Source organism: Pantoea sp. M_9 (assembly GCF_008631385.1).
Classification (GTDB): domain Bacteria; phylum Pseudomonadota; class Gammaproteobacteria; order Enterobacterales; family Enterobacteriaceae; genus Pantoea; species Pantoea eucrina.
The window spans coordinates 76,238-87,820 of sequence record NZ_VWUF01000011.1; the positions used below are offsets into that span (position 1 = coordinate 76,238).

The window sequence follows — 11,583 nt, forward strand, 5'->3', positions numbered from 1 at the left end:
GGTCGCCTTAGTACATCAACTGGATAGCGCAGCCTTCTGCGCCTGAATCAACTGTTCAATCCCGCCTCGCGCCAGCGCCAGCAGTGTTAACAGCTCCTCGTGGCTGAACGGCTCGCCTTCTGCGGTACCCTGCACCTCAATCATGCGGCCATCTTCCATCATCACCACGTTCATATCCGTTTCCGCTGCGGAATCTTCAACATACTCCAGATCGCACAGCGCCTCGCTGCCAACGATACCGACGGAGATAGCGGCTACCATGCCTTTCAGCGGGCTGCTCTTCAGTTTACCTGCGGCAACCAGCGCATTCAGCGCATCCGCCAGCGCCACGCAGGCGCCGGTGATTGACGCGGTACGCGTGCCGCCGTCCGCCTGAATTACATCGCAATCCAGCGTGATGGTGTATTCACCCAGCGCGGCGAGGTCGACCGCAGCACGCAGCGAGCGGGCAATCAGACGCTGGATCTCCAGCGTACGGCCACCCTGCTTGCCTTTGGCCGCTTCGCGCGCCATGCGGCTGTGGGTTGAACGCGGCAGCATGCCATATTCTGCGGTTACCCAGCCCTGACCTTTACCCTTAAGGAAACGCGGCACGCCTTCTTCGACGGTCGCGGTGCAGAGCACTTTGGTTTCACCAAATTCAACCAGAACCGAGCCTTCGGCGTGTCTGGTGTAGTGACGGGTAAGGGTAACGGGGCGCACTTCAGAAGTGCTACGGCCTGCAGGACGCATAGGTTCTCTCCGGCTTGCTTGAGTTTGGCTGCGCATTATACGGATTTCAGCCGCAGCTGTCCCGCGCGCGTGGGGCAGATCGACGATTCTCTTTCTGCTCAACGGACAGCAGCGCAGACCAGCGTATCGATGCGGGTGGTTATTTTGGCGTTAAAGCGCGTACGATACCGGTCGCGCGCGCGCTCAATCACGGCAGAAAAGGCGACATCTGGCGGATAGAGCAGCACCACAACCCGGCGCGCTTCTCCCTTTCCTGTGGCGTCATAGCTTGTCAGCGTATCGCCAAAGTGCGGCATCAGCTCCTCACGCAGAAACGGCTGCCATTCCCGCTCCGGTACTGCACTCAGCCACAGCGTGGTCTGCATCATCATCTCTCCGGCACCACACAGCGCCACCGGTGCGTTGTGCTGCGGGATCGGCTGCAGGCGCGCGGGTGCAGTCTGGCATCCGGCCAGCAGCAGCAGTGCCACAAAGCTGCAAACAGATTTATACGCAGTACGAAACAGATCGGACATCATCATCGCCGGGTAATATGCTCGCTCAGGATCAGTGGGCCTGCTCTAAACATAGCAGCGTTTTGCTATCCCTATCCCGCCGCACCGCACGCCGCTATAATGCGCAGAACATTCCCTGAAAGAGTACAAGCTTATGATCCGCAGTATGACCGCTTACGCCCGTCGCGAAGCCAAAGGCAGCTGGGGCAGCGCGACCTGGGAACTGCGCTCGGTGAACCAGCGCTATCTGGAAACCTATATTCGCCTGCCGGAACAGTTCCGCGGCCTGGAGCCGGTGATCCGCGAGCGCATCCGCACCCGCCTGACGCGCGGCAAAATTGAGTGCCATCTGCGTTTTGATGCCGATCCGGGCGCGCAGGGCGAGCTGCAACTGAACGAAGCGCTGGCAAAACAGCTGGTGCAGGCCGCCAACTGGGTAAAAATGCAGAGCGATGAGGGTGCCATCAATCCGCTGGATATTCTGCGCTGGCCGGGCGTAATGTCAGCACCGGAGCAGGATCTGGACGCCATTAATGCTGAATTGCTGACGGCGCTGGATGGCGCACTGGATGACTTTATCGAAGCGCGTGAAAGTGAAGGTAACGCGCTGAAGAGTCTGATTGAGCAGCGTCTTGCCGGCGTGTCGCAGGAAGTCAGCAAAGTACGTGCGCAGATGCCGGACGTGCTGAAATGGCAGCGCGAACGCCTGGTGACCCGGCTGGAAGAGGCGGAAGTTCAGCTGGAGAATAATCGTCTGGAGCAGGAGCTGGTCATGATGGCCCAGCGCGTTGACGTGGCGGAAGAGCTGGATCGCCTCGACGCGCATGTAAAAGAGACCTACAACATCCTGAAGAAGAAGGAAGCGGTCGGCCGTCGCCTCGACTTTATGATGCAGGAGTTTAACCGCGAGTCGAACACCTTAGCCTCTAAATCGATCAATGCAGATATCACCGCTGCAGCCATTGAGCTGAAGGTTCTGATTGAGCAGATGCGCGAGCAGATTCAGAACATCGAATAACGTTCCATCTGCCAGCCTTAGCGGCATCTCTGCCTGAGCCCGCAGCAGCGGGTTCAGGCAGCAATTCTTCAGGTAGACTATTTTTTTGGTTTTGCAATGTAAGCATTGTGCGTTCAATGATGTACAGCTGTGTCTGCTGCTGACCTGTCCTGACATATCTGCGGTATCTTCAGCGTTAACCCTTCTGATTTATCTGATTGATTTTGCTGACTTAATAGAAAAATCATCTCTCCTGCAGCCGGTAATGTCCCGGGTTCCATAAATTCCATCAATCCTAAAGACACTAAAGTTAGCAGAATTCCTAAGGCACTATTTGCTAAAGTGCCGGTCGTAATTACTACAGTTGTACCGCACCAGGAACCATGGACCGACTTCTTAGCGCGTTACATTTACTCTACCTATGAAGGTGCTATGAAGAAAACCGGACAGTTTCGCTCCACACTGCTGCATCCCCGTTACTGGTTTACCTGGTTCGGTCTGGCCGTGCTCTGGCTGCTGGTGCAGCTTCCCTATCCCGTTCTGATCCGCCTCGGGGCAACCGCGGGCAAGCTCTCGCGCCACTTCCTCAAGCGGCGCGAACGCATCACCCGTCGCAATATTGAACTCTGCTTCCCGCATATTAATGAAGAAGAGAAAGAGGTCATGATTGCCGGCAACTTTGAGTCGCTCGGCATGGCGCTGGCAGAAACCGGTATTGCATGGTTCTGGTCAGATGCGCGGGTTCGTCGTCTGTTTGATGTCAGCGGTATTGCTAACCTGCAGAATGCGCAGAATCAGCAGCGCGGCGTGATGGTTATCGGCGTGCACTTTATGTCGCTGGAGCTGGGCGGCCGTATTACCGGTCTCTGTCAGCCAATGATGGCCATGTATCGTCCGCATAACAATCAGGCGATGGAGTGGGCGCAGACCAAAGGTCGTATGCGTTCCAATAAAGCGATGATTGACCGTCGCGATCTGCGCGGCATGGTGCAGGCCCTGAAGCAGGGCGAAGCCGTCTGGTTTGCACCCGATCAGGATTACGGTCCGAAAGGCAGCGTATTTGCACCGCTGTTTGCGGTAGAGAAAGCGGCAACCACGAATGGCACCTTTGTGCTGTCGCGTCTTGCGCGGCCCGCAATGCTGACGATTGTCCTGATCCGCAATCCGGATAAAACCGGTTACCAGCTCATTATTCAGCCGGAACTGGAAGGCTATCCGCATGAAGATGAAGCCGCTGCCGCTGCCTATATGAACAGAGTGATTGAAAAAGAGATCCTGCGCGCGCCGGAGCAGTACCTGTGGCTGCATCGCCGTTTCAAAACGCGTCCGCCAGGTGAAGCCTCTCTTTACGTCTGATCTGCGCAATAGCGGTCCGCATGCATTTTCTCTTTCGTGCGCACTGCCGCTCCGGTAATCAGGCTACACCCGCTGGCAGCATCCGCTGCCGGCTGCCCTGCCCCCTCACGTAACAGTCATCCTCCTGCCGGCAGCGCGGCTTTGCCGGCAATAGCGCAAAAAACCTCTGCTGCACCACACTTTTTCCGTTGCGTCATAGGCAGCCCGGTCAGCTTCCGATAGGGTAAGTTCATTATGAATGACACTGCCTCAGGAGGCATTATGCTGCCCTCACAGACTCTCACGCTTACCGTGCCGCGTAACTGGCTGGATCTGTATGAAACCATCTGGCAACCCACCTGTTTTGCAAAATGGGTAAGCGATCTGAACGGCGCAACGCTGGTGCAGGAGGGACAATACTGGCGGGCAAGGCGCGGAGAGAATTCGCTGAAACTGCGTTTTACGCCGCATAATCCGTTTGGCGTTATGGACTACTGGACAGATAACGGCAGCGGTAAAGAGCGCTACATGCCGATGCGCGTGATTGCTAATGGCCAGGGGGCTGAACTTGTGGCCGTGCTCTACTGTCAGCCTTTTACTTCCGATGCGCACTTCGTGCAGGAAGTGGCGGCCCTGCGCGCCGACATGGAAAGATTACTTTATCTTTTAACTCACTAGAATCAAACGCTTACATAAATCCTGATTTCCCAGCCATCGCTGGGCGCAATTACAAAAAAAATTGCATTTTTTTTGCGCAGTACTCCTTAACTGTTTCGTGGTTTTTTCCCTGATTTCAGCACCGTACCCCCAGCCAGGCTAAAGCGTTGTTAACAGGAAAATTCCTGGCTGACGGCATGACGCAATCTTGTAAAGGCATTGATATAAAGGGATATTTATGTCATTCAGAGGTCAGGCGCTGAGAGAAATAAGACAATTTCCTGAAAAGATTAATTAGTCAGAAACATCACTGCTTAACTATTTTAATGCATAGTCTGAAACCATTAATTTCTAAAGTTTGTTTATAGGAATTTTCTCATGGTGTTAAATTAAATAAAAAACTGTATAACGTATTCACACACAGCAAGACTTAATAATAAAAACAGGGAAAAACATGGATCGCTCAACTTATCCTTTGTTGTCAGAAAAAGAATTTGTTGAGATTGCCAGAAGGATGCTGGCCGGGGATTATAATAATATAAAAGGATTTTATAACGATCTCACGGATTTCCTCCGTACCGGAGGAGATACCGTGCAGACAAAAGAAATAATAAACGCCTGCGGTATTGCGCTATTTTCAGAACACCATTTGCTGCAGTGTATTTATAAATGGCAAAACCTGAAAGGTATCTCAGGATTGCGTCAGGATGTGCTGCACTAAGGTGCAGGGCATGCCGCTTCTGCTCTGTACAACTCCTTAACTGTAATGGTACATGTACCATAATGAGCATACTGTGGCGATACGTGAAAGAGAGCTGTCCAGCGCCAAATGGTCGCTTCTCTCTTCAGCAAAAATTATTGGCATTGGCGTTTTACAATTGACGCTGCTGGCGCAGACCTTGCAGGCGAATGAATTAAACCTGCTGGTTATCGCCATACTGGCTCTGCTGGTTATCGATACACTTGCCGATCGCGGCTTTAATAATAAAATTATTCGCAAAATAAGCTTTAATAATAGCGAAATGTCCGTTCTTTACTGGGGAAGTATTTTTACCGGCTTATTTATTTTTGCAGCATTGTTTATTGGTAGTGACATTTATAGTGCTATAGCACAGCAGCCGCAGCTTGCGGTTATGCTGGAGATGATGTCGGTAATATTTATTATTATCCCGCAGGGGCAGCACTACCGGGCTATCCTGCAGCGGGAAAAGCAGTTTACGCGTATCGCTTTTATCGAGATCACCTCGGTAGCAGCGGGCCTGGCGGCAACACTCTTTACGGTGTGGCTGATGCCGTCAGCACTATGCGCGGTCTGGGGATACCTTGCGCTGGTCTCCGTCAGAATGCTGCTCTGTTGCTACTACGGCCGCGCCTGGTTCCAGCCTGCGTACCGTTTTAGCCTGAAAGAATTCGCCAGCGTGCGAGCAAGAAACGGATAATAACAACAAGTCTGTATGGTGGGCTCTGGGCATCTGTCCGATGCGTTCGCGTGCTGGTTAACAGCACGCTTTTTTCTTTTCTGCGCTGCAGGTAATTTAATCGATTCTCGTCTGAAAACAGGCTTCCCCGCATCATATTTTTTTATCATAAATATTGACGCATTTTGTTTCTCCCCTTTCCCGCCTGCCTTTTCCTAATCATCACATTACCTATTCTAATCTGACGCTGTTCAGTTGAAAAAATCTCAGTAGTCTCTGTGTCGCGGAGGCTTTAGCCTTGCCGGCCAGACTGCTGGAGCCCCCCATGCTATTAACTGTTCTCTACCTTATCGGCATCACCGCTGAAGCGATGACCGGCGCGCTGGCTGCAGGCCGACGCAAAATGGATCTGTTTGGCGTTATTATTATCGCCTCTGTCACCGCGATCGGAGGCGGCTCGGTGCGCGACATTCTGCTGGGTCACTACCCGCTCGGCTGGGTGAAGCATCCGGAATACATCATGATTGTTGCGGCGGCAGCCGTGGTCACCACTTTTGTTGCACCGCTGATGAATCACCTGCGCAAAGTGTTTCTGGTACTTGATGCGCTGGGCCTGGTAGTGTTCTCCATTATTGGTGCGCAGGTCGCGCTGGATTCCGGCCACGCGGCGATCATCGCCGCAATTGCTGCGGTCATCACCGGCGTATTTGGCGGCGTGCTGCGCGATATGTTCTGCAACCGCATTCCGCTGGTGTTCCAGAAAGAGCTGTATGCCGGTATCGCCTTCGCATCTGGCTGGATCTATATCCTGCTGCTGAAAACCTCGCTGGCGCATGAAGCGGTAGTCATTATCACCCTGCTGTTCGGTTTTACTGCCCGCCTGCTCGCCCTGCGTTTCCGTCTCGGCCTGCCGGTCTTCAACTATCCCCATCCTGAACACTGAGGGAGCAGCCGGAATGCCCTGCTGCTGCAGAAACGCGATCAGCTCACGCAGCTGAGGCGTCTGCAGCATGGTGACCAGCCGCTGCGCCAGCACGTCGCCAACCCCCGGCAGCTGCTGCCAGTCCGCCCCGGTGCGCGCCAGCAGCGCCTCCCACTGCGTATCCGGCAGGGATGCAAGTGCCTGACGCGGCAGCGGCAGACCCAGCGCCGCGATCCAGCGACGCAGCGGCTGCTGACGCGTCAGCCTGAAACTGAGCCAGATACGCTGCGCCCGTGCCGGCGATATGCCCTCTGCTGCAGCAATCTGCTCTGGCGTCAGCGTCAGCCATGAAAACAGATGCGTCAGCGCACCGTGCTGTACCAGGCGCTGCCAGCTGCTGCGCTGCATACCGGTAATATCGAGTACGGTTTTCTGGCTCAGCCCGCTCAGGCGGGAAAGAAACTGCGCACGACAGGCAGGCGTAATATGCAGACAGCTGGTGGCGTGGAAATCATCACTGGCGGGCGGTTCCGGATAGTGGCGTTCTGCCACCCGCCAGATCACCCGCTCCAGACGCGGGATCCCCAGCCCGGCCAGCGTCAGCGTGACCTGATCGCCGGCTATCACATCCAGCGCGCGCCAGCGTGCAACAGAGCCGATGCTGATACGCCGGATGGTTTTATCCTCTGCCTGCACCGGCTGCAGGTTCAGCACCACCGCAACTTTTCCGGTGCGGCCAACGGAAAACGTAACGGCACGCACTTCGCTGCTGACTTCGGCAGGCTGATATTTCCATGCGGCGGACCAGCTTCCCTGCCCTGGCTGCCAGTCTCTGCCGGCAGCAGAAGGCGTAGCGTGGATCACCACGCCATCGGTGGCAAACGGCAGCGCGGCGCGAAACCAGCGCTCGCGCCACGCGGCAACCTCTTCTTCATCGCTGACCGGCTGGCTCCACTGCCGGGCAAGATCAAAGCCCCAGCGCGACAACTGCGTAAGTTTTTCCGTCATCTCCGGGGGGCCGTCCGGCCACGCCCAGATAAACAGCCCGGTGCGTTTCAGCAGCGGACCGATTTCGCGCCGCATCATCGCGCCGGCTATCTGCGCCCGCGAACTGGCTCCGCCATCGCGCGCCTGCTGGTGATCGGTCATCTGCAGAAACAGCTCTCCCTGCAGGACAACCTCCGCCAGCGAGGTCTCAATCCGCTGCGGAATAGCCGGAATATGTGCGGCTTTGTCGCGCCACTCCTCACCGCGCACGCCATCGCCACGGCTGATAAGCGACGTCAGCCTGCCGTGACGATAGACCAGCGTGACGGCCACGCCATCGACCTTAGGCTGGACCCAGAGCGCGGATTTATGCTGCATCCAGTAAGCGACCGCCAGCCTGTCGCGCAGCTTGCGCACCCCGGTATGCGCAACCGGATGTGGCGCGCCACGGCTTGCCGGCAGCGCGGTTTCATGTACCGGTTCGCCGGGTGCAAAGCAGCGCTGCCACTGCTGCAGCCGGGAAAGCAGACTGTCATAGTCATCATCGCTGACCGGCGACGCCCCCTGCTGGTAGTAAACGTTGTCCCAGTGACGCAGCTGCTCCTGCAGGCGCGTTATCTCCTGCTGCGCCCGCACCGGCGACCAGACGGGGCACAGCGCTTTTCCCCGGCTTTCTGCATTCAGCAGGCAGAGACCTAACCACAGCCATCGTTTCATTGCCGCTCTCCTTTTTGCTGATTGAAGCGTGCGGCGGTGGTCATAGCCAGTAGCCTGCGCAGAGTATGGAATCGCGCTCGCGCACAAATCTGACGTTTTACTCTCTGTTACCGCGTGGTTTGCGCCTGTTCGCAGAAAAGAATTGCCTTACCTGCGCGGCAAACGCTGCGTGGCGGCCCCAACCCGTGTATACTGTGCAGGAAATCGACTCCGCTCTTTACTCAATTCAAGATAACCATGGCTCAAGGCACGCTTTATATTGTTTCCGCCCCCAGCGGCGCGGGTAAATCCAGCCTGATTCAGGCGCTGTTAAAGACACAACCGCTCTACGACACGCAGGTGTCGGTATCGCACACCACCCGCGACATGCGGCCTGGCGAAGCGCATGGTGAGCACTACTTTTTTGTTTCCAAAACTGAATTTAAAAGCATGATTGCTGAGGATGCGTTCCTCGAGCATGCCGAAGTGTTTGGCAACTATTACGGTACATCCCGTGCCGCGATTGAGCAGGTTCTGGCCACCGGCGTGGATGTCTTTCTGGATATCGACTGGCAGGGCGCGCAGCAGATCCGCAGCAGAATGCCTGCAGCACGCAGTATTTTTGTCCTGCCGCCGTCAACCGAAGAGCTGGATCGCCGTCTGCGCGGCCGTGGTCAGGATAGCGAAGAGGTTATCGCCCGTCGCATGGCGCAGGCCGTGGCGGAAATGAGCCACTATGCTGAATACGATTACCTGATTGTTAATGATGATTTCGATCTGGCGCTGTCCGATCTGAAAACCATTATTCGCGCAGAACGTCTGCGTATGGGACGCCAGAAAGCGCGTCATGATGCTTTAATCAGCAAACTATTGGCAGTCTGAATTCAGTTTCAGTATTATGCCCAGTCATTTCTTCATCATCTGTGGAGTAGCACACCTATGGCACGCGTAACCGTTCAGGACGCAGTAGAGAAAATTGGTAACCGTTTTGACCTGGTGTTGGTCGCTGCACGTCGTGCACGTCAGATGCAGGTAGGCGGCAAGGACCCGCTGGTTCCGGAAGAGAACGATAAAGCCACCGTTATCGCCCTGCGCGAAATCGAAGAAGGCCTGATCACCAACCAGATTCTGGATGTGCGTGATCGTCAGGAACAGCAAGAGCAGGAAGCCGCTGAGTTGCAAGCCGTTACCGCTATCGCTGAAGGTCGTCGTTAACCGCACTCTGCAGGTCAACCTTGTATCTGTTTGAAAGCCTCAATCAGCTGATTGAAAAATACTTGCCTGAGGAGCAAATCAAGCGCCTCAAGCAAGCCTACCTTGTCGCACGTGATGCTCACGAGGGACAGACTCGCTCCAGCGGTGAGCCCTACATCACTCATCCTGTTGCCGTGGCCTGCATTCTGGCCGAGATGAAACTCGACCATGAAACGCTGATGGCCGCGCTGCTTCATGATGTGATCGAAGATACACCTGCCACCTACCAGGACATGGAACAGCTGTTTGGCAAGAGCGTGGCTGAACTGGTGGAAGGCGTATCCAAGCTCGACAAGCTGAAGTTCCGCGACAAGAAAGAAGCGCAGGCTGAAAACTTCCGCAAAATGATCATGGCGATGGTGCAGGATATCCGCGTCATTCTGATCAAGCTGGCTGACCGTACGCATAATATGCGCACGCTGGGCGCCCTGCGTCCGGATAAAAAACGCCGCATTGCGCTGGAGACGCTGGAGATTTACAGCCCGCTGGCGCACCGTCTTGGTATTCATCATCTGAAAACAGAGCTGGAAGAGCTGGGATTTGAAGCGCTCTACCCTAATCGTTTTCGGGTGATCAAAGAGGTGGTAAAAGCGGCGCGCGGTAATCGTAAAGAGATGATTCAGAAGATCCTGTCAGAAATTGACGGGCGTCTGCTGGAGGCGGGCATTCCCTGCCGCGTCAGCGGACGTGAAAAGCATCTTTACTCGATCTACCGCAAAATGCACCTCAAAGAGCAGCGTTTTCACTCGATCATGGATATCTACGCATTCCGCGTGGTGGTGAAAGATCTCGATACCTGCTATCGCGTGCTGGGTCAGATGCACAGCCTGTATAAACCGCGTCCCGGCCGCGTCAAAGATTATATCGCTATCCCCAAAGCCAACGGCTATCAATCCCTGCACACGTCCATGATTGGCCCGCACGGCGTGCCGGTTGAAGTGCAGATCCGTACCGAAGATATGGATCAGATGGCAGAGATGGGGGTGGCAGCCCACTGGGCCTATAAAGAAGCGGGCGAAAGCGGCACGACCGCACAAATCCGCGCTCAGCGATGGCTGCAGAGCCTGCTGGAGCTGCAGCAAAGCGCCGGCAGCTCGTTTGAATTTATCGAAAGTGTTAAATCCGATCTGTTCCCGGATGAAATCTACGTATTTACGCCGGAAGGCCGCATCGTTGAGCTGCCTGCGGGTGCGACGCCGGTCGATTTCGCCTACGCGGTACATACCGACATTGGCCACGCCTGCGTGGGTGCACGCGTCGATCGCCAGCCCTATCCGCTGTCACAGCCGCTCACCAGCGGACAGACAATCGAGATTATCACCGCGCCTGGCGCACGCCCGAACGCTGCCTGGCTCAACTTTGTGGTCAGCTCAAAAGCGCGCGCCAAGATCCGTCAGCTGCTGAAAAACCTCAAGCGTGAAGATTCCGTTAACCTCGGGCGTCGTCTGCTGAGCCATGCGCTGGGCGGCAGTAAAAAGCTGGCTGAGATACCGGCAGAAAACGTGCAGCTGGAGCTGGAGCGTATGAAGCTCGCCAGCATGGACGATCTGCTGGCTGAAATTGGTCTGGGCAACGCCATGAGCGTGGTCGTGGCGAAAAACCTGCTGCAGTCCGCTGCGGATGCGGCGCAGAGCAGCAAGCGCAGCAAAAAACTGCCGATCAAAGGCGCGGATGGCGTACTGATCACTTTCGCCAAGTGCTGCCGTCCTATTCCCGGCGACCCGATTGTCGCACACGTCAGCCCTGGTAAGGGTCTGGTCGTGCACCATGAATCGTGCCGTAATATCCGTGGCTATCAGAAAGAGCCCGAGAAGTTTATGGCGGTAGAGTGGGATAAGGTAACCGATCAGGAATTCGTGGCGGAGATTAAGGTGGATATGTTTAACCACCAGGGTGCGCTGGCGAACCTGACCGCCGCCATTAACACGGCGGGATCGAATATTCAGAGCCTGAATACCGAAGAGCGCGATGGCCGCGTCTACAGCGCCTTTATCCGTCTGACTGCTAACGACCGCGTCCATCTGGCAAACATCATGCGCAAAATTCGCGTGATGCCGGATGTGATTAAAGTCCACCGTAACCGTAATTAAT

General features: G+C 55.4%; 11 protein-coding genes and 1 pseudogene. 9 read left to right on the top strand and 3 right to left on the bottom strand.

Going from position 1 to position 11,583, the window contains the following annotated elements:
- Nucleotides 1-15 precede the first annotated feature (15 nt).
- Both rph and F3I15_RS14645 read right to left on the bottom strand, forming a co-directional pair.
- Complete coding sequence (gene rph / locus F3I15_RS14640) at nucleotides 16-732, bottom strand: ribonuclease PH (RefSeq protein WP_094111962.1); 717 nt, start codon at nucleotides 730-732, stop codon at nucleotides 16-18.
- A gap of 98 nt (nucleotides 733-830) precedes the next feature.
- Complete coding sequence (locus F3I15_RS14645) at nucleotides 831-1,247, bottom strand: DUF3574 domain-containing protein (protein ID WP_190315039.1); 417 nt, start codon at nucleotides 1,245-1,247, stop codon at nucleotides 831-833.
- Nucleotides 1,248-1,380: 133 nt separating this feature from the next.
- Here F3I15_RS14645 and F3I15_RS14650 point away from each other — a divergent pair, with 133 nt between their 5' ends.
- From F3I15_RS14650 to F3I15_RS18360, 6 genes are all read left to right on the top strand, one after another.
- A complete protein-coding gene (locus tag F3I15_RS14650; RefSeq protein ID WP_150018413.1) occupies nucleotides 1,381-2,244 on the top strand; it encodes a YicC/YloC family endoribonuclease in 864 nt (287 codons plus the stop codon).
- Between the two features lie 411 nt (nucleotides 2,245-2,655).
- Nucleotides 2,656-3,579, top strand: a complete 924-nt coding sequence (gene lpxP / locus F3I15_RS14655) for a kdo(2)-lipid IV(A) palmitoleoyltransferase (RefSeq protein WP_150018414.1) — start codon at nucleotides 2,656-2,658, stop codon at nucleotides 3,577-3,579.
- Nucleotides 3,580-3,840: 261 nt separating this feature from the next.
- The gene (locus tag F3I15_RS14660) at nucleotides 3,841-4,236 is read left to right on the top strand and encodes a polyketide cyclase (RefSeq protein WP_150018415.1); all 396 of its coding nucleotides are present in this window, start codon (nucleotides 3,841-3,843) and stop codon (nucleotides 4,234-4,236) included.
- A gap of 433 nt (nucleotides 4,237-4,669) precedes the next feature.
- Nucleotides 4,670-4,936, top strand: coding sequence for a hypothetical protein (locus tag F3I15_RS14665; RefSeq protein WP_150018416.1), 267 nt, complete (start codon nucleotides 4,670-4,672; stop codon nucleotides 4,934-4,936).
- 73 nt (nucleotides 4,937-5,009) lie between these two features.
- Nucleotides 5,010-5,654 (top strand): oligosaccharide flippase family protein, encoded by a 645-nt coding sequence (locus tag F3I15_RS14670; protein WP_190289178.1) that lies wholly within the window; start codon nucleotides 5,010-5,012, stop codon nucleotides 5,652-5,654.
- 304 nt (nucleotides 5,655-5,958) lie between these two features.
- The gene (locus F3I15_RS18360) at nucleotides 5,959-6,576 is read left to right on the top strand and encodes a trimeric intracellular cation channel family protein (protein ID WP_223810719.1); all 618 of its coding nucleotides are present in this window, start codon (nucleotides 5,959-5,961) and stop codon (nucleotides 6,574-6,576) included.
- Here the strand turns inward: F3I15_RS18360 and ligB are convergent.
- Nucleotides 6,523-8,259 (bottom strand): annotated as a pseudogene (gene ligB / locus F3I15_RS14675) (NAD-dependent DNA ligase LigB); the annotation flags it as partial. The gene F3I15_RS18360 and the pseudogene ligB sit on opposite strands and share 54 nt — an antisense overlap.
- 237 nt (nucleotides 8,260-8,496) lie before the next feature.
- Between ligB and gmk the strand changes: the two are divergent.
- Genes gmk through spoT form a run of 3 tightly spaced genes read left to right on the top strand, consistent with a single transcriptional unit; the run spans nucleotide 8,497 to nucleotide 11,582 of the window.
- Nucleotides 8,497-9,120 carry a guanylate kinase gene (gene gmk, locus F3I15_RS14680; protein WP_039381313.1) on the top strand — a complete coding sequence of 208 codons (624 nt, stop codon included), beginning with the start codon at nucleotides 8,497-8,499 and terminating at the stop codon, nucleotides 9,118-9,120.
- A gap of 57 nt (nucleotides 9,121-9,177) precedes the next feature.
- Nucleotides 9,178-9,453 carry a DNA-directed RNA polymerase subunit omega gene (rpoZ, locus tag F3I15_RS14685; RefSeq protein WP_013511051.1) on the top strand — a complete coding sequence of 92 codons (276 nt, stop codon included), beginning with the start codon at nucleotides 9,178-9,180 and terminating at the stop codon, nucleotides 9,451-9,453.
- A gap of 20 nt (nucleotides 9,454-9,473) precedes the next feature.
- A complete protein-coding gene (gene spoT, locus F3I15_RS14690; protein WP_039381317.1) occupies nucleotides 9,474-11,582 on the top strand; it encodes a bifunctional GTP diphosphokinase/guanosine-3',5'-bis pyrophosphate 3'-pyrophosphohydrolase in 2,109 nt (702 codons plus the stop codon).
- Nucleotide 11,583 lies beyond the last annotated feature (1 nt).